The 24,924-nt window shown below is 68.6% G+C and carries 26 protein-coding genes; 17 read left to right on the top strand and 9 right to left on the bottom strand.

Going from position 1 to position 24,924, the window contains the following annotated elements; genetic code table 11:
* Positions 1–4: 4 nt before the first annotated feature.
* Together NBT81_RS11550 and NBT81_RS11545 are read right to left on the bottom strand one after the other, a co-directional pair.
* Positions 5–649, bottom strand: a complete 645-nt coding sequence (locus NBT81_RS11550) for a fibrillarin-like rRNA/tRNA 2'-O-methyltransferase (RefSeq protein WP_338738665.1) — start codon at positions 647–649, stop codon at positions 5–7.
* The gene (locus tag NBT81_RS11545) at positions 646–1,491 is read right to left on the bottom strand and encodes an NOP5/NOP56 family protein (protein ID WP_338738663.1); all 846 of its coding nucleotides are present in this window, start codon (positions 1,489–1,491) and stop codon (positions 646–648) included. The genes NBT81_RS11550 and NBT81_RS11545 overlap by 4 nt, the downstream gene beginning before the upstream one ends.
* 277 nt (positions 1,492–1,768) lie before the next feature.
* Between NBT81_RS11545 and NBT81_RS11540 the strand changes: the two genes are divergently transcribed.
* The 3 genes from NBT81_RS11540 to NBT81_RS11530 all read left to right on the top strand — a co-directional run bounded on the left by NBT81_RS11540 (position 1,769) and on the right by NBT81_RS11530 (position 5,802).
* The gene (locus tag NBT81_RS11540; protein WP_338738661.1) at positions 1,769–2,170 is read left to right on the top strand and encodes a hypothetical protein; all 402 of its coding nucleotides are present in this window, start codon (positions 1,769–1,771) and stop codon (positions 2,168–2,170) included.
* Between the two features lie 259 nt (positions 2,171–2,429).
* Entirely contained in the window at positions 2,430–4,589 is a 2,160-nt protein-coding gene (gene katG, locus NBT81_RS11535; protein WP_338738660.1) for a catalase/peroxidase HPI, read from the top strand.
* A 235-nt stretch (positions 4,590–4,824) separates the two neighbouring features.
* Complete coding sequence (locus NBT81_RS11530; protein ID WP_338738658.1) at positions 4,825–5,802, top strand: transcription initiation factor IIB; 978 nt, start codon at positions 4,825–4,827, stop codon at positions 5,800–5,802.
* Between the two features lie 4 nt (positions 5,803–5,806).
* Here NBT81_RS11530 and NBT81_RS11525 read toward each other — a convergent pair whose 3' ends face one another.
* Complete coding sequence (locus NBT81_RS11525; protein WP_338742599.1) at positions 5,807–5,932, bottom strand: hypothetical protein; 126 nt, start codon at positions 5,930–5,932, stop codon at positions 5,807–5,809.
* Between the two features lie 239 nt (positions 5,933–6,171).
* Here NBT81_RS11525 and NBT81_RS11520 point away from each other — a divergent pair, with 239 nt between their 5' ends.
* The 4 genes from NBT81_RS11520 to NBT81_RS11505 all read left to right on the top strand — a co-directional run bounded on the left by NBT81_RS11520 (position 6,172) and on the right by NBT81_RS11505 (position 11,230).
* Positions 6,172–6,621 carry a hypothetical protein gene (locus NBT81_RS11520; protein ID WP_425498788.1) on the top strand — a complete coding sequence of 150 codons (450 nt, stop codon included), beginning with the start codon at positions 6,172–6,174 and terminating at the stop codon, positions 6,619–6,621.
* The gene (locus NBT81_RS11515) at positions 6,618–7,133 is read left to right on the top strand and encodes a hypothetical protein (RefSeq protein WP_338738654.1); all 516 of its coding nucleotides are present in this window, start codon (positions 6,618–6,620) and stop codon (positions 7,131–7,133) included. Before NBT81_RS11520 ends, NBT81_RS11515 begins: the two co-directional genes overlap by 4 nt.
* Before the next feature lie 62 nt (positions 7,134–7,195).
* Positions 7,196–9,853 (top strand): AAA domain-containing protein, encoded by a 2,658-nt coding sequence (locus NBT81_RS11510; protein WP_338738652.1) that lies wholly within the window; start codon positions 7,196–7,198, stop codon positions 9,851–9,853.
* Between the two features lie 141 nt (positions 9,854–9,994).
* Complete coding sequence (locus NBT81_RS11505) at positions 9,995–11,230, top strand: lactate racemase domain-containing protein (RefSeq protein ID WP_338738650.1); 1,236 nt, start codon at positions 9,995–9,997, stop codon at positions 11,228–11,230.
* On the opposite strand, the gene NBT81_RS11500 is transcribed toward NBT81_RS11505, so the two are convergent.
* Positions 11,213–13,948, bottom strand: a complete 2,736-nt coding sequence (locus NBT81_RS11500) for an ATP-dependent helicase (protein ID WP_338738648.1) — start codon at positions 13,946–13,948, stop codon at positions 11,213–11,215. The genes NBT81_RS11505 and NBT81_RS11500 overlap by 18 nt on opposite strands.
* A gap of 104 nt (positions 13,949–14,052) precedes the next feature.
* On the opposite strand from NBT81_RS11500, the gene NBT81_RS11495 reads away from it, so the two are divergent.
* From NBT81_RS11495 to NBT81_RS11470, 6 genes are all read left to right on the top strand, one after another.
* Positions 14,053–15,552 carry an HNH endonuclease gene (locus tag NBT81_RS11495; RefSeq protein ID WP_338738646.1) on the top strand — a complete coding sequence of 500 codons (1,500 nt, stop codon included), beginning with the start codon at positions 14,053–14,055 and terminating at the stop codon, positions 15,550–15,552.
* Between the two features lie 65 nt (positions 15,553–15,617).
* A complete protein-coding gene (locus tag NBT81_RS11490) occupies positions 15,618–15,923 on the top strand; it encodes a hypothetical protein (protein WP_338738644.1) in 306 nt (101 codons plus the stop codon).
* Positions 15,924–15,966: 43 nt separating this feature from the next.
* Positions 15,967–16,971: a mevalonate kinase gene (mvk, locus tag NBT81_RS11485; protein ID WP_338738642.1), complete on the top strand. Its 1,005-nt coding sequence runs from the start codon at positions 15,967–15,969 to the stop codon at positions 16,969–16,971.
* Positions 16,968–17,714 (top strand): isopentenyl phosphate kinase, encoded by a 747-nt coding sequence (locus NBT81_RS11480; RefSeq protein ID WP_338738640.1) that lies wholly within the window; start codon positions 16,968–16,970, stop codon positions 17,712–17,714. The genes mvk and NBT81_RS11480 overlap by 4 nt, the downstream gene beginning before the upstream one ends.
* Positions 17,702–18,076 (top strand): hypothetical protein, encoded by a 375-nt coding sequence (locus NBT81_RS11475; protein WP_338738638.1) that lies wholly within the window; start codon positions 17,702–17,704, stop codon positions 18,074–18,076. The genes NBT81_RS11480 and NBT81_RS11475 overlap by 13 nt, the downstream gene beginning before the upstream one ends.
* Positions 18,077–18,128: 52 nt before the next feature.
* Entirely contained in the window at positions 18,129–18,404 is a 276-nt protein-coding gene (locus tag NBT81_RS11470) for a hypothetical protein (RefSeq protein WP_338738636.1), read from the top strand.
* Here the strand turns inward: NBT81_RS11470 and NBT81_RS11465 are convergent.
* The 4 genes from NBT81_RS11465 to thyX form a co-directional block, all read right to left on the bottom strand.
* Entirely contained in the window at positions 18,401–19,147 is a 747-nt protein-coding gene (locus tag NBT81_RS11465; RefSeq protein WP_338738634.1) for an MBL fold metallo-hydrolase, read from the bottom strand. The two genes, NBT81_RS11470 and NBT81_RS11465, sit on opposite strands and share 4 nt — an antisense overlap.
* Before the next feature lie 91 nt (positions 19,148–19,238).
* Positions 19,239–20,264, bottom strand: a complete 1,026-nt coding sequence (locus tag NBT81_RS11460) for a bifunctional oligoribonuclease/PAP phosphatase NrnA (protein ID WP_338738632.1) — start codon at positions 20,262–20,264, stop codon at positions 19,239–19,241.
* A gap of 40 nt (positions 20,265–20,304) precedes the next feature.
* Positions 20,305–20,514, bottom strand: a complete 210-nt coding sequence (locus tag NBT81_RS11455; RefSeq protein WP_338738630.1) for a TRAM domain-containing protein — start codon at positions 20,512–20,514, stop codon at positions 20,305–20,307.
* Positions 20,515–20,560: 46 nt separating this feature from the next.
* Complete coding sequence (gene thyX / locus NBT81_RS11450; RefSeq protein WP_338738628.1) at positions 20,561–21,304, bottom strand: FAD-dependent thymidylate synthase; 744 nt, start codon at positions 21,302–21,304, stop codon at positions 20,561–20,563.
* A 171-nt stretch (positions 21,305–21,475) separates the two neighbouring features.
* Between thyX and NBT81_RS11445 the strand changes: the two genes are divergently transcribed.
* The 4 genes from NBT81_RS11445 to NBT81_RS11430 all read left to right on the top strand — a co-directional run bounded on the left by NBT81_RS11445 (position 21,476) and on the right by NBT81_RS11430 (position 24,641).
* On the top strand, positions 21,476–21,688 hold the full coding sequence (locus NBT81_RS11445) for a hypothetical protein (RefSeq protein ID WP_338738627.1): 213 nt from the start codon (positions 21,476–21,478) through the stop codon (positions 21,686–21,688).
* A 67-nt stretch (positions 21,689–21,755) separates the two neighbouring features.
* The gene (locus NBT81_RS11440) at positions 21,756–23,447 is read left to right on the top strand and encodes a glutamate synthase-related protein (RefSeq protein WP_338738625.1); all 1,692 of its coding nucleotides are present in this window, start codon (positions 21,756–21,758) and stop codon (positions 23,445–23,447) included.
* Entirely contained in the window at positions 23,444–23,920 is a 477-nt protein-coding gene (locus tag NBT81_RS11435) for a dihydrofolate reductase (RefSeq protein WP_338738623.1), read from the top strand. Before NBT81_RS11440 ends, NBT81_RS11435 begins: the two co-directional genes overlap by 4 nt.
* Positions 23,921–24,062: 142 nt before the next feature.
* Positions 24,063–24,641 carry an MBL fold metallo-hydrolase gene (locus tag NBT81_RS11430; RefSeq protein ID WP_338738621.1) on the top strand — a complete coding sequence of 193 codons (579 nt, stop codon included), beginning with the start codon at positions 24,063–24,065 and terminating at the stop codon, positions 24,639–24,641.
* Here the strand turns inward: NBT81_RS11430 and NBT81_RS11425 are convergent, their stop codons facing one another.
* Complete coding sequence (locus NBT81_RS11425; protein WP_338738619.1) at positions 24,642–24,911, bottom strand: DUF5827 family protein; 270 nt, start codon at positions 24,909–24,911, stop codon at positions 24,642–24,644.
* Between the last annotated feature and the right edge of the window lie 13 nt (positions 24,912–24,924).

Genomic DNA, 24,924 nt, shown 5'->3' with positions numbered 1-24,924 from the left:
TGTATCAATCGGTTGTATCGGGACGGGGGCGTGCGACGACGGCGAGGTGGTCGTCGTGGTAGCGGTCCAGTCGCGTCGTCTCCAGTATCTCGTACGCGTCGCGCAGGTGGTCGAGGACGTCCTCGAACACCTGCGCGGGTGTGGCAGTCACGTCCTCGCTCCGTGCCTTGATCGCCGCGAGGAGTCGCCCGTCCGGTCGGAGGAACTGCCGGTTTCGAACCGCGACGCGGGCCTGTCCACGCGTGGCCACGTCCTGAACGAGTGTGTCCAGTCCCAACTCGACGACGTGGGCGTACGTCTCGGGGCGGCGGGCGTCCTTCAGGAGGGGGAAGAGGTTCGTACGGTCGGCCGCCACGTCGACCAGGTCGCGGGCGGGGCGAGGCGCGAACTCGACGGCGTACGTCGGGCCACAGACGTCGGCGACGTGGCTGACGGTGGTTCCGCTCGCGGCTCCGAGGTAGAGCACCGAATCGCCGCCCTCGAGGCCGGTGTCCACCCCGAGTTCCAGCATCGCACCGACCTTCGAGCGGCCGGCGTCCCACACGCGCCACGGGCCGTCGGTCGGTTCGCCGTACACCGGGTCGCCGCGGGTCACGAGGCGCTCACGACCGTCGAACTCCCGTCGTTCGACGCCGTCGGGGAGGCTCACTCGGCGGCCCTCGCTCTGATGGTCGCGATTCGATCGTCGAGTTCCTCGTGGAGGTCGGGTCTGAGGTCACCGGCGTAGTGGTCGATTCGGGCGGCGATGGTGAGTTTGCCCGCCAGTGCGCGGGCGGCCGATCCACGGTCCTCGGGCCGGGTGTTGCGGACGTAGTCGTGAGTGTAGATGACACCGTGTTTCGGCGAGGGGGCGCGCCCGGAGAGGTGCGCGAAGAGGGCGTCCTCGGCCCCCAAGACCTGCACCGTCCCCGAGGGCTTTTTCGCCAAGTCGCCGAGACCGCCGGCGAGGGCGACGAGACGGGCGGCGAGCACCGGCCCCGCCATCCGGCTCAGGTTTGGCGCGACCGACGGCGCGGCTCGTTCGATGTACGACCGGAGGTCGGCGGCCTCGTCGTCGAGGTCCGCGACCCGTTCGGCCAGCGAGACGACCCGGCGCTCGGCCGGCGTCTCCGGCTCGCGGCCCGCCACCGCCCGCGCGCCGTCGACGCCGGTCGGCGCGTCGTCGAACAGCGCGCCCGCCCACTCCGCGACGCGCTCCGCGAGTTCGTTCGCCGTCCGCTCGGCGTCGTCCATAGCGCGGACACCGTACTTCAACTGCTGGTCGTCGGCTCGTTCGCGGTCACGGACCGCCTCGCGGGTCGCGCGAACGGTCGCTTCGTGGAGCAGGTCGTAGTACTCGGCTTCGTCCGTGGCGAACCCCGACTCGACGGCACGGGCGGGCCAGTCGGCCGGTTCGTCCGCGCTCCCGGCGTCGATGTCGGCACAGGCCGCATCCGGATCGCCGGGGTCGACGTCCCGGAACCAGCCGAAACCGGCGGATTCGTCGGTCATGTCCGGACCGTAGACGCCCCGGTGGTAAATGCGCTTCCGATGCGGCACATGCCCCGGTACCCCCGACGCCCCAGAGGCAGCTGGCGTGATAACATTTAACAAGGGACTGTTCGTAGGATCGGTCGATGACGGAACAATCGACGCTGACGTGTGAGCAATGTGAACAACGCGTGAGCCCCATCTCCTATCGGGCGTCGTGTCCGGACTGTGGCGGCAGTCTGCGCCGGCGGGTCCAGTAGTCGACACGTTTTCGTCAGCCGGGTCCCGTGTTCGAACGATGGCGGACCAGGCCGATCCGACGACTATCGTCTCCGTCGCGGTGACCGTCGACGACGTGGTCACCGCCCTCGAGACGAACCGGCGGACCGATCGCCGGGTCGTCCTCCGGATCACGCCGCCGTTTTCGGCGCGGATGCGGGCGCGTCTCCACCGTCCGGAGGGGGGCGCCGACGACGCCGTCCACCTCGACCCGGAGCGTCTCGTCGACGACCCGCCGTCGTACCCCCATCCGGACGAGACCCGCGACGCCGACGGTACCTACGCGCCCGAACGCCACCACGAGCGCCACACGGCCGCAGTTCGGGCGTGGCGACGGGCCGTCGGGGAATCCGTCGCCGACGCCGTCGACCTCCGGTCCGGGGCGGGCGGCCACCGCGTCGAGATCAAACCGCTCGGCTGACGACCCCGATCGGACGCCCCGGCAGGGAGGATCCGACATCCCGCGTATATATACTATTTGACACTCCGGCAGACGGTCGCCTCGCCGACAGTCCCGTGCATCCGGGACGAACGCCGCGGAAAACGGGGCGTACCGATCGGGGTACTCCGGTGGACCACTGCCAAGTGTTTTATCGATACGATAGATTGCTTGGTCCGGAGCGAAGATTTCCTCACTGGATTGGACAGCATTAATACGCCGAAGAAACAATTTACTGGTGATGACTAGGTCCAACCAAAACTGGTGGCCGGACAGCCTGAACTTGGAGATTCTCGATCAGAACGCCCAGAACATCGGACCGTACGACGAGGACTTCGACTACGCCGAGGAGTTCCAGAAACTCGACCTCGACGAGGTGAAGGCGGACCTCGAAGAGTTGATGACGTCGTCGCAGGACTGGTGGCCTGCCGACTACGGTCACTACGGGCCGCTGTTCATCCGGATGGCGTGGCACAGCGCCGGGACGTACCGCACCCACGACGGGCGCGGCGGCGCGTCCGGCGGGCACCAGCGTCTCCCGCCGGTCAACAGCTGGCCGGACAACGTCAACCTCGACAAGGCACGTCGCCTGCTCTGGCCGGTCAAGCAGAAGTACGGCGAGCGGCTCTCGTGGGCCGACCTGATCGTTCTGGCCGGGAACGTCGCCTTGGAGTCGATGGACTTCGAGACGTTCGGCTTCGCCGGCGGCCGCGAGGACGACTTCAAGGGTGACGACGCCGTCGACTGGGGGCCCGAAGACGAGTGGGAGGCCACCTCGGAGGAACGCTTCGACGAGGATGACGGCCGCCTCGACGACGCGCTCGGCAACACCGTGATGGGCCTCATCTACGTGAATCCGGAAGGGCCAAACGGCGAGCCGGACCTCGAAGGCTCCGCGGAGAACATCCGCGACACGTTCAGCAACATGGCGATGAACGACAAGGAGACCGTCGCACTCATCGCCGGCGGTCACACCTTCGGGAAAGTCCACGGCGCCGACTCGGGCGACAACCTCGGTGCCGAACCGGAGGCCGCCCCCATCGAACAGCAGGGTCTCGGCTGGGAGAACGAGTACGGTGAGGGCAAGGGCCCCGACACCATCACCAGTGGCATCGAGGGCCCGTGGACGAGCGCGCCGACCCAGTGGGACATGGGCTACGTCGACAACCTGCTCGACTACGAGTGGGAGGCCCACAAGGGCCCCGGCGGCGCGTGGCAGTGGCGGCCGGCCGGCGAGGGACCGGCGGCAGACCTGCCGGACGCCGTCCCGGACGCCCACCTCCCCGACGAAGTAGTCGACCCGATGATGCTCACGACCGACGTCGCGCTGAAGAAAGACCCCGACTTCCGGGCGGTCCTCGAGGAGTTCCAGGAGGACCCCGAGGAGTTCCAGAAGGCCTTCGCGAAGGCGTGGTACAAGCTCATCCACCGCGACATGGGACCGCCCGAACGATTCCTCGGTCCCGAGGTGCCAGAGGAGACGATGATCTGGCAGGACCCGCTTCCCGACGCCGACTACGACCCCGTCGACGACGAGGGGGCAGCCGAGCTCAAAGCGGAGATCATCGACTCCGATCTGACCGTCCCACAACTGGTCAAGACCGCGTGGGCGTCGGCGTCGACGTACCGCGACAGCGACAAGCGCGGCGGCGCGAACGGCGCCCGCATCCGGCTCGAACCCCAGCGGAGCTGGGAAGTCAACGAACCCGAAGAGCTGACGACCGTCCTGCAGACCCTGGAACACATTCAGGAGGAGTTCAACGCCTCGCAGTCCGGCGACACGCGTGTCTCGCTCGCCGACCTCATCGTGCTGGGCGGCAACGCGGCTGTCGAGCAGGCGGCGGCGGACGCCGGCTACACCGTCGAGGTGCCCTTCGAGCCGGGGCGAGTCGACGCTGCCCCCGAACAGACCGACGCCGAGTCCTTCGAGGTGCTCGAACCGGACGCCGACGGCTTCCGCAACTACCTCGGCGAGGGCTACGAGGAGGAGCCGGAGGAGTTACTGGTGGACAGGGCGGAACTACTGAACCTGAGCGCCGACGAGATGACCGCGCTGGTGGGCGGCATGCGCGCGCTCGGCGCGACGTACGGCGACTCCGACCGCGGCATCCTCACCGGCCGCCCGGGGACGCTGACCAACGACTTCTTCCAGAACCTGCTCGGCATGGACCACGAGTGGGAGGCCGTCGACGACGACGAGCGGCTCTTCGAGCTCCGCGACCGTGACACGGGCGAGGTCGAGTGGGAGGCGACCCGCTTCGACCTCATCTTCGGGTCGAACTCCCGGCTTCGCGCCATCGCGGAGGTCTACGGCTCCGACGACGGTGAGGAGAAGTTCGTCCACGACTTCGTCGAGGCCTGGAGCAAAGTGATGCGACTCGACCGCTTCGACCTCGACTGAGCCCGGTCGAGGGCGTCGCTGTCGCCGTCGGCTCGCCGACGGAATCTATTTATACTTCTACGGAGCCGACCGTCGCGGCCGCACCGAGCGATTCCCGTGTGTTCGACCGTGAACGACCGTCTTGGGACACGTTCTCTCGGCATCTTTTTAATCCTTCGACACGTACCTTTGGTAAGGGCATTTCTCACCACACGTCTCTCTGCTTCTTCCCCGGTGAGGGTGGCCATCCATACACATGAGCGACACTACGACCTACACCACGACGGAGACGAGCGAGCGAGAACGGGATCGGACGGAAGAGCAAGAACCCCAGTCGAGTGTCACTTGTCCGGAGTGTAGCGGGAGCCTCGTCACCGACGAGGAACACGGCGAGACGGTGTGTGCCGACTGTGGGCTCGTCGTCGAGACGGACGAGATCGACCACGGTCCCGAGTGGCGAGCGTTCAACTCGAGCGAGCGCGACTCGAAGTCGCGGGTCGGCGCGCCGACGACCCAGATGATGCACGACAAGGGGCTGTCGACCAACATCGGCTGGCAGAACAAGGACGCCTACGGGAAGTCGCTGAGTTCGAGCCAGCGCGAGAAGATGCAGCGCCTGCGCACCTGGAACGAGCGGTTCCGCACCCGGGACTCGAAGGAGCGCAACCTCAAGCAGGCGCTCGGCGAGATCGACCGCATGGCGTCGGCGCTGGGCCTCCCCGAGAACGTTCGCGAGACAGCCAGCGTCATCTACCGTCGTGCGCTCTCCGAGGATCTGCTCCCCGGTCGGTCGATCGAAGGCGTCGCGACCGCCGCGCTGTACGCGGCCGCTCGACAGGCCGGGACCCCCCGGTCGCTCGACGAGATTGCCACCGTCTCTCGCGTCGAAAAGATGGAGTTGACCCGGACGTACCGCTACGTCGTCCGCGAACTCAAACTCGAAGTCAAGCCCGCGGATCCGGAACAGTACGTCCCGCGTTTCGCCTCCCAACTCGACCTCTCCGAGGAGTCGAGTCGGCAGGCTCGCGACCTCCTCCGGGCGTCGCGTGAACAGGGAGTCCACAGCGGCAAGAGTCCGGTCGGTCTCGCCGCCGCAGCCGTCTACGCCGCCGCCCTCCTCACCAACGAGACGGTGACCCAGAGCGAGGTCAGCGAGGTAGCGGACATCTCGGAAGTGACCATCCGCAACCGATACAAGGAGTTGCTCGAAGCGAAGACGGCCGAGGCGAACTGAGGCGTCACTGGAACCCGTGGTCGACACCGTCCCGTTCTACGAGTTCGTCGAGTTCGGCCGACAGCAACTCGTCGGCTTCCGCGAACGTCTCCGAGAGGTCGTCCGGTCGATCGGAGAGTTCGAACGCCATCGGGCGTAGGCTGGGCTGTCGACGGCGTCCATCACGTCGGTGAAGAGGTCCTCGCCGACACCGTTCGACCGCTGGCGATGGCTCGCCACTCGTCGGGATCGGTGCACCGTCGGTCACGTCGTCGAGGACGTCCTGCCACGCACCGATCCGCCTGGGTCGGCGTTGGACGGCGGTCCAACCGAGTCTGTCGGTCGCCGGGACGCGCACATTCATGGTTCGGGGGACGTATGCTCGGCACAATGCCCGAGATCGAGATCACGCCCGAACAGGAAGATCGCCTGCGCGCCCTCCAAGAGGATATCGCGCAGGACGTGGTCGGCAAGTACGGGCACGTCCGCCCGTGCGACGCGGTCGAGTACCTCCTCGATCGGTACGAGGAGGACGAGGACGCCGACGCGGCGGCGACGGCCGACGCCGAGACACCGGATGACTCCTCGCCCACCGGCGAGTCGAACGGCGCGACGGCGAACGCCGTCGACGAGGACGACGACGCTAACCGGACCGTGGACGACGAGGGCGGCGACGACGCCATGCTGAACGAGATGATGAGTCTACTCGACACTCACGACGACAAGTGGGGCGAGTCGTCGGGCGACGAGCGGTACGCGGTCGAACTGCCCGACGACACGACAGAGCACGTCCGAACCAAGGACGACGTGAAAGCGTTGCTGTTCAAACACTACCGATGACCGGAATCGTCTCCCGATTCCGGGACTGGCTTGGCTCGTTGTTCGGCGGTAGCGACGACGACGAGACGACCGACCAGCCACGGATCGAGGGCAGTGGATCGACGGTTACCCACCGCGACGACCGGCCCCTAGAGACGCCCGACGTGCCGCCGACGGCGTCCGAGTCCGTGGTGACTCCCGAGGCCGAGACCGACGACCGTCGTGGGGACCCGACCGACACCGAGGCGACGCCGGAAACCGACTCCGATCCGGTGACCATCCCCGACGCGGAGTCGGGAACGGAACCGGCGGGCGAGGCGGGCCCCGGAAGGAGGGCGGACTCGGAACCGGGGCCGGGGCCGGACGATCTGAACGCCCCCGTGGAGGGGGCGGCCGGTAGGACGACGGCAGACGACGCCTCGACCTTCGAGTGTGCGGTGTGTGGCACGGCCGTCGAGGATCCGGCCCACTCCTGTCCGCTCTGCCGATCGAGCGAAGTCGTGCCCGCGACCGAGCCGGGGCGGGAGTCCTGAGTTCACGCGACGACGAACCGGACGACGCAGGGTTTTTCGCCGCCGCCGCCCGACCCCCGGGCGTGAACGTTCGCGGGACGATCCTCGACGTGGGCGACGTACGAACCGTCTCGACGGAGTACGGCGAGCGTGACCTCGTCGAGGCGACTGTCCGCCCGGAAGCGGGCGACGAGGCGGTGGCCGAGGGCGCCGCCGTCACGGTGACGCTGTGGGGGAAGTGGACCCACACCGCCGACCACGCCGCCGAGGGAATGACACTCCTCGTGACCGACGCCGAGGCCCGCGAGGATGGGTACACCACCACGGGCGACTCCCACGTCGTCCTCGAACCCGACTTCCTCGTCGACGTGACCGACGTGCGGTCGTGGGTGCAGTGTCCCCGGATGTACTACCTGAACAAGCTCTCCGGTGTGCCGCTGGCCTACCCGGTGGTCAAGGGGACCATCGTCCACGAGGTGTTCGGGGACCTCCTGCGGGGTCGTGACCTCGATTCGGCCGTGGCGGACCACGTCGAGGCCGCGGGTCTAGAACTCGGCCTGCTGGGACGCGAGGCCGACGAAGTGCGCGACGAGGTGCGGCGCAACGCCGCCGCCATCGAGGGGTGGCTGGCACAGGGCACGCTCACCGACAAGGACGAGTGGCGCTCGGAGTACACGCTCATCAGTCCCACGTTCGGCATCAAGGGCCGCGCGGACGCCCTCCGGCGGGGCATGCCCGTCGAACTCAAGACGGGGAAAAACACCAAGCGGGATCCCCGGTTTCACGACAAGATTCAGGCGGCGACGTACGCCCTCCTGCTGGGTGAGTCGGGTGATCCGCCGGACACCGGAACGTTGCTCTACACCAAGAACGCCGCACTCGACCGGAGCGAGGCGAGCGGCGACCTCTCGCCGGCCAAGGAGTTCTCGGTCGGTCGCGGCCTGTTGGAGTTCGTCGTCCGGACGCGAAACGAAATCGCGGCGGCCGAGGCCGAGCGCCGCGTCCCGACGGGCTACGAGGCCGACGCCCGCTGTGACTGGTGTTTCGAACAGGACACCTGCATGGTCGTCTCCGGCCGTCTCGACCAGGAGTCGAAGGCCGGACAGGTCGGGACGGCCATCCCCGAAGAGGAGCGGGACTACTTCGAGGCGTTCTACCGCGCCATCGAGGACGAACGCCGCGCGGTCCACGCGGAGTACCGGAAGCTGTGGGAACAGAGCGCCGAGGAACGGGCCGACGACGACCGCGCGCTGATCGACCTCGAACCGATCGACCGCCGGGCGTTGCCGGACGGTGACTGGGAACTGCGCGCCCGCGTCCTCGACGGCGCGGTGTCGAAACTCCGCGAGGGGGACGTGGCACTCGCAAGCGACGGTGACCCGATCGGCGGCGACGCCGAACTCGGCCGGATCGAGTCGCTGGGCGACGAGGCCGTCGTCCGAACCGACGAACCGCTCGACCTGCGCCGACTCGACGCCTACCCCTCCGAGCTCTCCGTCTCGCGGCAGTTGACCGCCCTCCACGACGCCCTCCTGAAGGGTGACCCCGACCGGAAGGACGTCCTCTTCGGACGGCGAGCCCCCGAGTTCGACGACGCGAGCGGGACGTTCGTCGACAACAACGACGCACAGGACGCTGCAGTCCGGCGAGCGCTGGGCGCGGCCGACTTCGCTCTGATCCACGGCCCGCCGGGGACGGGCAAGACCTACACCATCGCCCGTCTCGTTCGGGAGTTCGTCGCACGGGGCGAGCGAGTCCTGCTCTCGGCCTTTACGAACCGCGCGGTCGACAACGCCCTCGAAGCGCTCCGTGACCAGGGGTTCGAGGACGTGGCCCGCGTCGGGACGACGACCGGCGTCCGCGAGGACATGCTCGATTTGCGTCTGGAACGCCGAGGCGAGCCGAACGAACGGGCGGCGCGTCTCCGCGAGTCACCGGTCGTCGCCGCCACCACCGCCACCTGTGGCTCGCGCGCGCTCCGCGAGGAGTCGTTCGACGTCGCCGTCGTGGACGAAGCCTCCCAACTCACCGAACCGGGGACGCTCGCAGCCATCAATCGCGCCGACCAGTTCGTCCTCGTCGGCGACCACCAGCAACTCCCCCCAGTCGTCCAGTCGGGCGACGAACGCCTCGCGCGCTCGCTGTTCGAGCGCCTGCACGACGACCACCCCGAGGCGTCGGTCATGCTCGACGAGCAGTACCGCATGAGCCAGCGCATCCAGGCGTTCGCCTCGGCGGAGTTCTACGACGGCGCGCTCCGGCCGGCGACGCCCGAAGTCGCTGGGGGTCAGTTGGCTGACCTGCCCGACGTCGATGGCGCGGCGCTCCCCGACCACCTCCGAGACGGTGTCAGATTCGTCGATCCGGACGGTCGACGCGAGGGCAACGCCAACCCCATCGAAGCCGACCGCGTCGCCGCCGTGGTGGAGGAGTACCTCGACGCCGGCGTCGACCGCGACGACGTGGTCGTGATCGCACCGTTCCGGGCGCAGGTCGCCGAGATCGGCCGTCGGGTCGACGTCGCCGTCGACACCGTCGACCGGTTTCAGGGATCGAGCGCCGAAGTGGTGGTCGTCTCCTTCGTGGCCACGGACGAGTTGGACGGGCCGATCTTCGAAGACACCCGGCGGGTGAACGTCGCGCTCACGCGGGCGAAGAAGGCACTCGTCCTCGTCGGCGACGCCGACGCGCTGGAATCGGAGCCGTTCTACGCACGGATGCTGGACTGGGCGCGGCGGTGAGTCGGCGGCCCCGGAGTCGCCTCACCGGTCCGTGATCCGTCGGTCGTCCCCGTCCGTAGCCGCCCCCCCGACACCGGAGCCGTCTTGCTTCTCGTCGACCGAGGCGGAAGGTTGAGGCGGGTGCGCGCCGAACGCGGGGGTATGCGACTCCCGCTCGGCACGGGGACGGTCGACGTCTCGCTTCCGGACTGCGAGGTGCGGACCGTCGGTCGTCCCGGCGGAACGGCCGTCGATCCCGCGGTGGCGGCCCGGGAGGCCCTCGACGACCCGCACGGTCCGGCGCTCTCGGAGCTCGTCGCCCCCGACGACGACGTGACGGTCGTCGTCACCGACGTGACCCGGGCGACACCCGACGGGACGCTGATCGACGCCATGGTGGAGCGTCTGCCGGTCGGTCGCGACCGCCTGTCGATCCTGGTCGGTCTCGGTCTCCACCGTCCGATGACCGACGCGGAACTCCACGAGGGACTGGGCGAGTACGCCGACCTCGCGACGAACCACGACCCCGAGGCGACCGTCGAGGTGGGGCGGGTCCGAGGAGTGGGCGACGACTCGGTTGCGGTCCGGGTCCACCCCCTCGTCGCCGACGCGGATCGCGTGCTGTCGACGGGGCTAGTCGAGCCCCACCAGTACGCCGGCTTCTCCGGCGGCGCGAAGACCGTCGCAATCGGCGCGGGCGACGACTCGCTGATCGGCTACACACACGGCCCGGACGTTCTCGCCGACCCGGGCGTCCGACTCGGCCGGATCGACGACAACCCCTTCCGCGGGACGGTCGACCGCGCGGGCGACGCCGTCGGCCTCGACTTCTGTCTGAACGTGACGAAGGGTCCCGGAGGGATCCTCGACGCGAGCGCCGGGCGGCCCCGAGAGGTGGTCGCCGACCTCGCGGCGACGGCGCGGGCGGCGTTGTCGGTGTCGATGGACGGTGCAGACACCTACGACGCCGTGGTCGGCGGCGTCGGCGCGCCGAAAGACGCGACCCTCTACCAGACGACCCGGGCCGCGACCTACCTGTGTCTCGGCGACCACGACCCCGTCCGTCCGGGCGGGCGGGTCGTCCTCCCGGCGCGCCTGCAGGAGGGTGCCGGTCAGGGAGCAGGCGAGCGCCGCTTCTACGACCGCCTGCGGTCGGCGTCGGACGCCCAGTCGCTGTACGAGTCGATGCGCTCGGGCTACGACCCCGGCGCACAGCGGGCGTTCGTCGTCGCCCGCGCCCTCCGCGACGCCGACGTCTACGTCACGAACTCCGAACACCCGGCGGTCGTCGAGGAGTGTCTCATGCGCGCCGCCGACCGCGTCGAAGACGCCGTCGACCCCGGGAGCCGAGTGTTGGTCGTCCCGGACGCGCTGAACACGCTACTCGTCGAGGGATGAGTCCTCAGGGGCGTCGCCTTCGATTTCCGCCAGCACCCGCTCGTGGAACGCCCGGAGGGCGGCGCTCTCGTCGTCGGCAATGACGGTGTCCGTCGCGGCGAGCGTCGCCAGCCCGAACGCGCGCGGAGTCGGCGTCTCGACGGTCGATTCGACCACGTCGATCGACCCCGACTGGACGCCGTCGAGCACCTCGATTATTCCACCGACGTGGAGTTTGTCCTCTAAGAGTTCGCGGTCCGTCTCCTCGATCACGGCGAACTCGTCGAGGTCGTCGGCCAACGAGAGGAGCGTCTCGCTCTCGATCTGCTGGCGGGCGGCCGACTTCTCGGTGCCCTTGTACCGCTTCAGGATCATCAGGGCGCGCGTGGCGTCGATGCGGAAGTAGCGCTTCCGGAGGTCGGTCCCCCGGAGCGCCGCCCGGAGGTCGGCCCGGGAGTCGTCGGGGTCGAGTCCCCGGAGCAGGCCGGGCACGTCGATCCGGCGGTTGAGCGGCATCGAGAGGACGAACCCGTTGTCGGCGACGGCGACGGTGACACTCGCCGTCGCCTCGTTCGCGCACTTCGCGGCCACGAGCCGCGAGAGGCCGTCGTTGAACCGGCGGCCGTAGACGGTGTGGACGTAGTAGCGCCGGCGGTACTCCTCGCGGTCGCGGACCTCCTCGATTGCGATCCGGTCGGGCGTCGACACGCTCTCGGGGCCGGCGAAGGCGACCTGCTGGTCGTAGAGGCGGGTCAGCGCCCGCACCGCCCGCTCCGAGAGCGGCGAGCCGCGGAGCCAGTCGCGGGCCGCGGGCGCGCCGCCGGCCGTCAGCCGGTCGACCAAGTCCCGCTGGAAGGCGAGTATCTCGCGGGCGAGGTCGTAGGAGAGGGGGAGGCGTTCGGAGTACCACGACGGCACGGTCGGGCGGGCACTCGTCCGGTCGACGTACACCTTCGACCCCCGTCGGTAGCGGAACTCGAAACGGTCGCCGCCGATGACGAACACGTCGCCAGTCTCCAGCGTGTCGAGGTAGTCCTCGTCGAGTTCGCCGACCCACGCGTCCTCGCCGCGGACGAACACGTCACACGAGAAGGAGTCGGGGATGGTGCCGACGTTGGTCAGATAGATCATCCGAGCGAGGCGGCCGCGCTTGCCGATCAGCCGCTCGCCCTCCTCGAACCCGGGGTGGTGGTGGTCGCCCTCGGGTGGATCGTTCCGGTCCCGCCAGATCTTCGGGTAGACGTTTCGCTCCTCGAGTCCCTCGTAGTCGGCGGTGAGGTAGCGAAACAGCGTCTCGAAGTTCGCGTCCGAGAAGTCGCGGTACGGGTAGGCCCGCCGGAGGATCGCCCGCACCTCGCGTTCGGGACGGACGCGGGCGATAGCCATGCCGTAGACGTGTTGGGCGGCCACGTCGTAGGCGTTCTCGGGGACGAACACGCGGTCGACGAACCCGGATTCGGCCGCCCGGGCCATCACCGCCGTCTCCACGAGGTCGTCCCGGTCCAGCGCGACCACTCGTCCCTCGACGACCTGCCCGACCTGGTGGCCCGCCCGCCCGACCCGCTGGAGGAGCGCCGCCACCGACTTCGGGGAGCCGACCTGGACCACCAGGTCGACGTGGGGCATGTCGACGCCGAGTTCGAGGCTGGTCGACGTGGTGACCACGTCGAGGTCGCCGCGTTTGAGCCCCTCCTCGACCGCTTGCCGGCGGTCGGCCGAGAGGCTGCCGTGGTGACACGCCGAGTCCGTGTCGTCGTAGTCGAATCGCTCCCTGAGCGCCTGCAACACCCGCTCGGCGCCCGACCGCGTGTTCGTGAACACCAGCGTGTTGGTGTGGGTCGAGACGAGGTCGTCGAGTCGGTCGTAGAAGCGGTCGCGGACGACTTCGCGGGGCGTCCCCACGAGGTCGTCGACGGGACACTCGACCTGCAGGTCGAACTCACGGGCGAAGCGGGCGTCGACGATTTCGCAGTCGCGTGGCTCGCCGCCCTGGCGGCCGACGAGGAACTCGGCCATCGTCGAGAGCGGTTCGACCGTCGCCGAACAGCCGATCCGGGTGGGCGACCCGTCGGCGAGTACCTCCAGACGTTCGAGCGACACCGAGAGGTGGGTCCCGCGCTTGTTCGACGCCAGCGCGTGAATCTCGTCGACGACGACGTACTCGACAGTCCGGAGCTTCTCGCGGAACTTCGGCGAGTTGAGCAGGATGGCGAGCGTCTCGGGCGTCGTGTTGAGGACGTGTGGCGTCTCGTCTACCATCCGCCGCCGGGTCGCGTCGTCGGTGTCGCCGTGGCGGGTGGCGTGGCGCACCGCCGTCGACTCGCCGCGATCGGTCAACCGGTCGCGGATGCCGTCCAGCGGGTCGGAGAGGTTGCGGTCCACGTCGTTCGCGAGCGCCTTCAGCGGCGACACGTAGAGGCAGTACACCGCGTTGTCGAGTCCCCCGTTTCGCTCCCGCCGGAACAGTTCGTTGATGATGGCGGTGAAGGAGGCGAGCGTCTTCCCACTGCCAGTCGGGGCGCAGATCAGCGCGTTCCGTCCCTCGTGAACCAGCGGGATCGCCTCGCGCTGTGGCGGCGTGAAGAAGCCGCCGTTCTCCTGGACGAACGAGCCAAAGCGGTCGACCCACCACTCCCGAACTGCGGGGTCGAGGAGGGAGAGGACGTCGGCGTCGGCGGCCTGGGCGACCAGGTCGCCATCGACACCGGCGACGCCGCCGTTCTCGTCGGGCCGATCCATTGACGGAGGAAGGATGCGAACGACCAAGTGGGTTGTGCCGACGCTCTCACCGGTCGTCGCCGCTCCGACCCAATCGTTAATGTCGCCTGTCGAGTTGACGGGGTATGAGCGCCGAGGAGGCCCCGATCGACTTCGACCCCTCGTACGTCGCGGGGTTGTTCGACACCGTCGGACGGGTCCGATTCGACATCAGCGAGACGCCACAGGACGGGTACACGGTCCGGCCGATGCTCCGGCTCAGTCCACACCAGACGCAACTTCGGGCCGCCGTGATCGGCGAATTTCTGGAGGAGCGTGGCTATCGGTACGACTTCATCGAACGCGAGTACGGCGACGAGTTCTTTCGTCTCCAACGTCGAACCGACCTCGAAGACCTCCAGTCGTTTCTCGACGGACGGTCGGCTCACCTGATCAGGGAGTTGGCGTTCGTCGACGGAGTCTTCGCCGACCAGTTCGATTTCGACATCCTCGACCCGGTCGACGTCTACCGCTTCACGGTGGCACGGGACGAACTCCGCCACGGCTGGCGACCCAAAGGTCGGTACCACGTGTCGCCCGACGATATCTCGGACCGACACGACGTGGAGACCGACGACGTCGAAACACCGGCGCTGCCCCACACCGAACTCCGGACGGGATACACCGTCGAGTGGATCGCGGGGGTGTACGACGGTGTCTGCCGATACCGGGCGAGCATCGCGGAAGCATCCGACTACGAAATCGGGTACGCCATGTATCCCATCGCCCGGCTACACCGGTCCGGCGTCTGTCCGACGTTCGTGAACGCGTTCCGCCAGTTCTGCGAGGATTACGACCTCACCTACGGCGACTCGTCCGGGAAGAACGACCTGCAGATCACGTTCACGGGCGCGTCCAACGTTCGCCGGATACTGGACGTCCTGTACCCGCGACTGCTCGTCTTGGCGGAGGCCTCCGAAGGTCTGGTCGAGGGCATCCTCCCGGCGTTCGACGAGAACGTCCACCGCGACAAACGAGGGTTCTACGACCTCCTCCGCGAGTTCGACCGCGTAGCCGAGTTGAGTGGCGGCCCGTTCCGTCATCGGGAGTACGACCCGGAGTACTTCGCCGATCTGTGGCGCGACGAGTTGGACCTCGTCGATCGGGGGACGGTCCCGTCGCACTCGGGGACACGACCGGAAGATGAGTTGGACCAGTTCGACGAGGTGACCGTCCCTCCGGGTGCGTTCGGGACGACACCCCGGCGGTTCAGAACGCTCGTCGATCGGGTCGAACGGGACCCCGACCGCGTCGCACGTCTCAAATCGCTGTACGACGACCGCTGTCAGCTCTGCGGGACCCGACTGGCGAGTAGCGACGGGACCGGGTACTCGGAGGTCCACCACCTCCGCCCGTTGGAGGCACCCCACGGCGGGTCCGACGTGACGGAGAACATGCTCGTCCTCTGTCCGAACCACCACGTGGACTTCGACAACGGGGTCGTCCGGGTGCACGTCGACGATCTGTCCGTCGACCACCCGTACGATTCGGCGGTCGACGGCGACGAGCTTTTCGTAACCGCCGAGCACGAACCCGCCGAGTCCGCACTCCGGTACCACAACCGAACCATCTGCCGGCTCCGATGATCGGTGACGCCGCTCCGCCACCGCGGGGACACAACCGCTAAGTCTCGGCTCGCACAAGGGACGATATGGCAGACAAAAAGTACACGCTCCTCGAGTTCCACCTCGGCGACGGCACGATCCAGATCGGTCCCGCGACGTTCGGCGGGGACGACGATTTCGACGACGAGACCGAGAGCGAGGTCGGCCCGGAGTCGGAGGACGACGGCGGGACCGACGGTGGCTCCTGTCGCGGTTGCACCGCCGGCAAACTGCTCTTGGCGGCGCTCGCGGTCGCGGTCGTCACGCTCGTCGCGAAGAAACTCCTCGGCGGGGGCGAGGACCTCGACGAACTCGAGGAGCTCGCGGATCTCGACGACGCGGACGAAGAGTGAGTATCCGGACCGCTTAAGCGACGGCCGCCCGGTAGGGACGGGTATGACCGTATCGAGTGCACCGGGCAAGGTGTATCTCTTCGGCGAACACGCCGTCGTCTACGGCGAACCCGCCGTTCCCTGTGCCATCGAGCGTCGAGCGACGGTCACCGTCGAACGGCGCGACGACGACCACGTCCGCGTGCAGGCGGCGGACCTCAGCCTCGATGGGTTCACCGTCGAGTACGCCGGATCCACCGACGACCGGCCGGACGTCGACGTGCCGGCCCCCCTCGTCGAGGCGGCCATGGGCTACGTCGACGCGGCGGTCGAACAGGCCCGCGACGCCACGGACACGCCCGACGCCGGCTTCGACATCACCGTCGAGAGTGCTATCCCGCTGGGTGCGGGACTGGGCTCGTCGGCCGCCGTGACCGTCGCGGGCATCGACGCCGCGACGCGGGAGCTCGGACGGCCGCTCTCGGCCGAGGAGGTCGCGGACCGTGCCTACCGTGCGGAGGCGGCGGTACAGGACGGCCAGGCGTCGCGAGCAGACACCTTCTGTTCGGCCGTCGGAGGGGCCGTCCGCGTCGAGGGCGACGACTGCCGGGCCATCGAGACGCCGAACCTCCCCTTCGTCGTCGGCTTCGACGGCGGGGCGGGCGACACCGGCGAACTCGTCGCCGGCGTGCGCGCGCTCAAATCGGAGTACGGCTTCGCCGAGGACACCGTCGCCGCCATCGGCGACGTCGTCCGGACGGGCGAGCAGTTGCTCGACCCCGACGCGGGGACGGAAGACGACGCCCTCGCGGAGATCGGTCGCCTGATGAACTTCAATCACGGGTTGCTCGAAGCGCTGGGCGTCTCCTCGCGGTCGCTCGACAGCATGGTATGGGCGGCCCGCGAAGCCGGCGCGCACGGCGCGAAACTCACGGGCGCGGGCGGTGGCGGCTGTATCGTCGCACTCGATCCGACGCCGGAGACGCTGACCGCACTCCAGTTCACGCCGGGGTGTGAGGAGGCGTTTCGCGCCGAACTGGCGACCGACGGCGTCCGGAGGCTGGAATGACGACCGTCCTCAAACTCGGCGGGAGCGTCATCACCGAGAAGGACCGCGCGGAGACGCTCGACGGAGCGGCGCTGGACGCGGCGGCCGACGCCGTCGCCGCCGCCGTCGGTGGCGGGGCCACTCCGGACCTCGCACTCGTCCACGGCGCGGGGAGTTTCGGCCACCACTACGCGGAGAAACACGGTGTGACCGTCGACGACGGGACTGCTGATGCCGGCGCCGTCCTCGAGATTCACGGTTCGATGACGACGCTCAACCGCTTCGTCCTCTCGCGCCTGCACGACCGGGACGTGGACGCGCTCCCGGTCCACCCCCTCTCCGCCGGCGCGCGCGACGCCGACGCCGCCCTGGACCTGTCGCTGTCGTCCGCGGGGACGATGCTCGGCGAGGGCGTCGTCCCCGTCAGCCACGGCGACGTGGTCGCCCACGAGGGCCGGGGCGCGACGGTCGTCTCGGGCGACGAAGTCGTGGTCGAGTGGGCGACCGGCCTCGACGCCGACAGGGTCGGCCTCTGTTCGACCGTCGACGGCGTCTACGACGCGTCCGGCGCGGTGATCGACCGCATCGACGACTTCGACGCCGTCGCCGACGCCCTCGGCGGGAGCGACGCCACCGACGTGACCGGCGGGATGGCCGGCAAGGTGCGGACGCTCCTCGACCTCGACGTCCCCGCCTTCGTCTTCGGGCTCGACGACCTGTCGGCCTTCCTCGACGGCGAGGACGTGGGGACGTGGATCGGCTGACCGTGCGCCGACGCAGTTACCTCGCGCTCCTCCCGTTGGGGGTACTGTCCGGCTGTACAGGCGGACCGGGCGATGCGATCACCTCGCTCGCGGTGAACCGCGACGACGTGTCCCACACGGTTGCGGTGTCGGTCGTCCGGGACGACCGCCGAGTGATCGACGGCGACGTCGAGGTTGCGGCCGAGGACGTCGCCGAAGTCGGGTCGGCCCCGTGGCGACCCGGCCGGTATCGGGTGATGGCCCGCGTCGACGGTGAGCCGGCGCTCGACCGGTCGTTCCGGACCGAGGAGCCGTTCAACCAGTTGGACGTGGTGATCGACGACGACGGCGAAGCCGAACTGAACCGCGGGCTTGCGGCCTGACCGGTCGCGGGTCGTCCGAGGACTCATCTCCGCGGAGCGTCTCGGTCGAACCATGTCGACCGACGACGCCGTCCGAGTCTGGTTGGTCGAACGGACCTACTCGGACGACGAACAGAACCTGATCATCCTCACGTACGCCACGCTCGACGGCGAGCGCTACTTCCGGAAGGAGCGTGCGCTCACCTCCTTCACCGACGTACGGGACACGACCGCAGCCGTCGAGGCCGCACCCGACGACCTGGGAGCGGTCGAAGCGGACCGCCGCGAGGCGTACGCGGCGGCGGCGAGGCGCACGGCCGAGACACACGACCCGGACGACGTCATCTAACACTCCACGCGGAGGCCGTCGCGGGCGAAGCGCACGTCGCCGTCGTAGTGCCGGCCGACGGCGTCCAGCATCTCGTCGTGTCGCCCCTCGGTGTGGGGGTAGAGGTGGGTGAGATAGACACGGCCGTAGTCGTGGCCGGCGAGGGTCTCCCCGAGGGTCGTCGGCGTGGGGTGGTTGGAGACGTCCACGTCGTCGGGAAAAGAGCAGTCGTGGACGAACACGGCGGCACCGTCGGCGAAGGCGGCCATCCCCTCGAACGCCTCGGTGTCGCTACTGATCGCGAGGTCACCCTCGTCGCCCTCGCCGGCGAACCGGTAGGCGAGGCCGTCCACCGAGTGGCGCGTCTCGCGGGCGTCCACGTCGAAGCCGGCGACCGAAAAGTCGTGGGCACCAACCTCGCGGATCCGGAGGTCGACCCGGCCGTCGAGGTAGTCGTAGGCGTCGAGCAGGGCGTCGAGGTGGGCTTTCGTCCCGCTCGGGCCGACGACTTCCAGACCCGTCTCGCCCGCCAGCCACCGCGCCTTCGACAGGGGGAGGAGGTCGGCGACGTGGTCGAGGTGGTGGTGGGTGAGGAGGACCGTCGAGACGCCCTCGTAGCCCGCGTCGGCCGCCGCGAGTCGGCCGAGGACGCCCGCGCCGGCGTCGACGAGCAGTCGGCGGTCGTCGCGTTCGAGCAACAGGCCGGTCTGGGCCCGGTCGGGCAACGGCATCGCGCTCCCGGTGCCGAGGAAGGTCAGGCGCATGGACGGGAGTTGACGAGGGTGAGTGAAACGGGTTCCGCCCCGCGACTCGGTCGTCCCCGTCGTCGTCCGGATCGAAGACGTTCGGGACCGCCTACTCGCCACCCTCCCCCGATCGGTCCAGTCCGAGTGTGGCGTCGAGTCTGTCGGTGACGACTCGTTCGACGATGTCGAGCAGGGTGGTGTCGTCGGCCGCGTAGCCGGCGAAGATACCCAGCGGAATCTCGCCGCCGGCCATCTCGCGGTGTCCTCCGGCACTTCCCACGTCCGCGAAGGCGTCTGCGAGCGCGTCGCCGACGTGGATCCGCGAGTCCGTCGAGCGGGCGCTGACGTGGATGGCGTCGTCGACGATGCCGAATACGACTGCCGTCTCGACGCCCTCCAGGGTCGCGAGGTAGTCGGCAGCCTGCGGGAGAGCGTCGCGCTCGCTCGTGTAGCCGACGTGGGTGACGAGTGTCGACCCCCGAACCGAGCGGTTGTCGATGGCGTCCCCGATGGCGTCGACCGTCGCACCGCTGACCGAGGGATTCGACAGTCGACGCAACAGGTCGGGATCGATCCGGTCGTGGAGGGTGGCGACGGCCTCGTACTCCGCGGTCGTCATCCCGCGCAGGAACCCCAGCGTCTCCCGCCGGATCGCGAACGTGAGCGCCGTCGCGAGCGGCGTGTCCACCTCCACGTCGAGTTCGGTGACGTACTCCGCGAGGACCGTCGCCGTCGCACCGATCTCCTCACGGTGGTCGACGAATCGAGCCTCGATCCCCTCCGCCGGGTGGTGATCGATCACGATATCGATCGGCGTCCCCGCGGGCACCTCGTTGTTCCTCCCCGGAATCGAGTGGTCGACGAAGGCGAGCAGCGATCCGGGCAGCCTGTCACGCACCGAGTCCGGATCGAACGGCTGAAGGTCGATGCCGAGCAAGTTGACGAACGCGCGGTTCTGCTGGTGGGAGATCTGGCCGCTGTAGAGGATGCGTCGCTCGTCGATGCCGGCGGCGGCGGCAATCCGACCGAGGGCGAAAGCGCTCGACAGACAGTCCGGATCGGGGTTGTTGTGGCAGACGACGGTGAGCGCGTCCCCGTCGTGGAGTAGGTCGTACAGGCCTCGAGCGTCGGTCATCGGTCGGTCTTCGAACCCCGTACTGAAGCCCCTGTCCCCGTCAGTCGAAGCCGAACTCGCTGTCGACCACCTCGCCGCGGGCGAAGGTCGACGCCACGTCGGTGATCTCGACCTGCACCGTCTCGCCGAGCGTCGCCTCGTCGACGAGAACCGTGAAGTCGTCGACGTAGCCGATGCCGTCGCCCTCCGACCCCAACTCCTCTATCGCGACGACGTGCGTCTCGCCGGTCGTGACCGGTTTCGGGACCATGTGGGACAGTACCACACAGAGACGGAAATAAGTCGGGGCAGCCGCCTCAGGGTGCGAGGCGGTTCTTCCGGCCCTTCATCTGCTCCTCGTAGTGGTCGAAGGTGATCGGACACCAGTCGGCGGCCAAATCCAAGATAGACTCGGTCATCTCGCGGATCTCCCACTGGCTGTCGGCGGCGGCACGCATGTCGGCGATGTGCATCAACATTCGGGCGTTGACCGACATGACGATGTTGACCTCGGTACCGATGGGGAGGACGAAGCGGGCGTCCTCGGGTGGCATTCCCAACTCCAGCAACTCCTGGTAGGACTCGACGGAGTTCCGCACCGTCTCGCGGAAGATCCGCTCGCGCTCCGCAACGGTCTCCGCGTCGACTGGGCCGCTCGACTGGTTGCGACCGATCCACTCCGGATCGGTCGCCGACGGCGGCGTCACCACCATCGCCCCCTCCTCGACGTCCGCGGGGTCCACGTCGTCGAAGGAGACGTACCGCATGCTCTGGATGTCGAAACTCGCGTGGCGGTGGCGGGTGATCTGTGCCATACACGATCGGCTGACGCCCTCGATGGCGAAGGTGGCCTGTGGGTGTTCGAACGGCCCGAAGTGGCCGTGGTCCAGCAGGTGGCCGATCAGGGTCTCCCGTTTCTCTTCGACCGTCTCTCCCTCGATTCCCTCCATCGCCTCCTCGAAGGAGATGTCGCCGACGAACTCGGTGAGGTAGTCGTTCCGCGCCGCCGAGCAGATCACGCGCTCCGGATCGGGCGTCGCCTCGAGCAGTTGGACGTCCATGGGTTCGAGGGGGGCGGCGGGCTACTTCAAGGGTCGGGAGTCCTCGGCATCGGGGTCGGGTGTCGGAAGGTCGAATGGTGTGCGCCGAACCCACATAATCGTTTCCCGGCGGTGGACCGGGGCCGAACGCCCGCCCCGAGATTTACCCGGGCGCGCCCCAGTTCGGTTGACATGAGCACCGACCCGCCTTCGACGGCGGACACGACGTGGTACAGAGCCCTCTTTCCCGACGAACTCCCCGACGGGCGAGTCACGACTGCGAACTGCGGGGACACGACCGTCGCGATCACCCACTACGACGGCGAGTACGCCGCACTCGACACGACTATCGACCACGACGGCCCCGCGCTCGTCGAAATCGTCACCGACTCCGATCCAGTATGACTCACCGATACGCACCGACGACGAAACGAGCAGATGGCGTCGACGACCGACCCCGGGGGATCGAGGCGTGAGTCGCCCCGAACGGGTCGCCACGTGGAGCGACCTCGCCGACCGCGATCCCATCCACGCCCGCGTCGAGGGCGTCGATCTGGTCGTCGTCCGCTACGACGGCGAAGTGTCGGTCCTCTACGGACGGTGTCTCCACCGGGGCGTGCTCCTCGGCGACGGCCACGTCGAAGGCGACGACCTCATCTGCGGCGTCCACGGCTGGGACTACCGGGTCGACACCGGGATCAGCGAGTACGACAACTCCGAGGTCCTCGAGTCGTTCCCCGCGTGGATCGACGAGGACGAGGACGCCGTCTACGTCGACGCGGGCGACGTGGCTGCGTGGGCCGAGGACAACCCCCAACCGTACGCCGACCCCGAAGACGACGGCGGCGACGGGGCGATGCGGGGCGCCACCGACGACGTCGACGGCGGGGCAGTCGATCCCGAGTTCTACGGCGACCCCGACGACGAGGCGGAGCCGTACGCCCACTACATCCAGAAACTCGCCCAGCGGGGCCCCGAGGGAATCGGCGAACACGGGAGCGTCTCCGCGATGGGTGTCCCGCGGTCGGAGTTGCCATCGTGGGACGACCTACAGATCCTGACCGCCCAACTCGCTCGCGCGCCGCTTGCCGACGAGACACCGGTCGACACCGGACTGGTGATCGGCCCGAACGCGGAGAACCCGCTGGAACTGGAGATTCCGATCTTCGTCAGCGACATGAGCTTCGGAGCGCTCAGCGAGGAGGCGAAAGTCGCGATATCGAAAGGCGCAGAGCGAGCGGGAACCGGTGTCTGTTCCGGCGAGGGCGGCATGTTGCCCGAGGAGCAGGAGGCGAACTCCCGGTACTTCTACGAGTACGCGACGGGGGAGTTCGGCTGGGACATCGACCTCGTCGACCGGGTGCAGGCGTTCCACTTCAAGGCCGGACAGGGGGCGAAGACGGGCACCGGAGGCCACCTTCCCGGCGAGAAGGTCCAGGGGCGGATCGCCGAGGTTCGGGACCTCGAACCGGGGACCGACGCCGTGAGTCCGGCTCGGTTCCGGGATCTGGAGACGCCCGAGGACTTCGCCGAGATGGCCGACCGCGTCCGCGAGGTCGGCGGTGGCATCCCGGTCGGGTTCAAACTCTCCGCCCAACACGTCGAGGCCGACATCGACTTCGCTCTCGAGGCGGGGGCGGACTACCTCATCCTCGACGGGCGCGGCGGCGGCACCGGCGCGGCCCCCGACATCTTCAAGGACAACATCTCGGTTCCGACGATGGCGGCCCTCGCCCGCGCCCGTCGCCACCTGGACGAACGCGACCGCTCGGACGTGACGCTCGTCGCCACCGGTGGCCTCCGGACGGAGTCCGACTTCATCAAGGCCATGGCGCTCGGTGCCGACGGCGTCGCCGTCGCTAACTCGGCGATGCAAGCCATCGGCTGTCTCGGGATGCGGGCCTGTGACTCGAACAACTGTCCGGTCGGGATCGCCACCCAGCGGGAAGACCTCCGGAGCCGGATCGTCGTCGACTCGGCTGCCGACGGCCTCCGGAACTTCTTCGAGGCGACGGTCGAGTTGATGACGGTCATGGCCCGAGCCTGTGGACACGACAGCCTCGCAGGGTTCAACCGACGGGATCTGACGACCTGGAAACGCGACGTCGCCGACCTGACCGGCGTCGAGTACGCCGGTGTCGGGCACGACCGAGAAAACCGATGAAACTGACTTCGATTGCCGCACTGGCAGCGAACGGCGTGATCGGTCGGGACGGCGACCTCCCGTGGCCGAGTATCCCGGCCGACAAGCGACAGTACAGGGACCGGATCGCGGACGCACCCGTGATCCTCGGTCGACGAACCTTCGACTCGATGTGCGACGACCTCCCCGGAACCGCACAGGTGGTGTTGAGCCGGTCGACGACCGAGTACGACGTCGAGTCGGCCCACCACGCCGCCGGCGTCGACGACGCGGTTGCGGCCGTCGAATCGCTCGGGAGCGACCACGCCTACGTCATCGGCGGGGCGGCGATCTACGATCTGTTCCAGCCGGTCGTCGACCGGATGGTGCTCAGTCGGATCCCCGGCGAGTACGAGGGCGACACGTACTTCCCCGACTGGGACCCCGACGAGTGGACCCTCCTCGACCGCACCGAGTACGAGGCGTTCACGCTCGAAGAGTGGGTTCGGAACTAGTCACAGCCGTTGATGTCCCCGAAACACGGGATAGCTTCCCGACGATTCGACGGTGGTTCGGAGGGCTCCACTCCCGTCCCTCGGGGACCGACGCAGGTGGGGACGAATCGTTCAAGCCCCGAGGGGTTGTAGAGCCCGGCACATGACCGACGTCACGAACCTCGCGGCCGACGTGCGCGCGTTCACCAGCAACGCCTTCCTCGTGCCCGGCGAGCGGACGGTCCTGGTCGATACCGGGGCGAACTTCGACGTCGTCTCCCGGATCGAGTCTCGGATCGACGCCCTCGACGCCGTCGTCCTGACCCACACCCACCGGGACCACGTCGGCAACGTCGGCGCCGTATGCGAGGCGTTCGGCGTCGAAACGTGGGGATACGATCCCGAGCAGCCCGCGGTCGACCACGAACTCGGGGCGACGGCCCACATCGGCGACCACGACTACGACATCCTCCACACGCCGGGCCACAAAAACGACCACATCTGTCTGTACGCGCCGGCCCCGAAGGTCTGTTTCGCGGGCGACCTGGTGTTCGCCGACGGCGCGTTCGGACGGACGGATCTGGAGGAGGGAGACCGCGAGGCGCTGATCCGGAGCATCGACCGCCTGCGTGAGACGGTCGATCCGGACCTCTCGGCCCTCCACGCCGGCCACGGGCCGAGCGCCACGACCGACGCCTACGCGACGATCGAACGGGCGGGGGAGGCCGCCCGGCGGCGCTGATCACTCCGTTCGCAGTCCGTAGTACCCGGGGTCGTCGTCGGTCGGTGGCTCGCCGACCACCAAGTCGTCGGCGTTGACCATCACCCACGGCACCGCCCAGTCGACGATGACGGCCTCGGTCCCCTCGTCCACGTCGGCGTCGGGGTCGAGTCCCTGCAGCAGGCGAGCGATCTCTCCGATCGTGTACATCACGTCGGCGTCGAGCAGTTCCTCGGGCTCGTAGAACTCGCAGGGGTAGATCCCCTCGAACTCGGATTTGGGTCTGGGCATACGGAAGCGAGCG

This window comes from Haloplanus sp. CK5-1 (genome assembly GCF_037201915.1).
GTDB classification, from domain to species: domain Archaea; phylum Halobacteriota; class Halobacteria; order Halobacteriales; family Haloferacaceae; genus Haloplanus; species Haloplanus salilacus.
The sequence above is the reverse complement of the archived record's forward strand: the minus strand, read 5'-3'. Positions and strand labels throughout refer to the sequence as shown.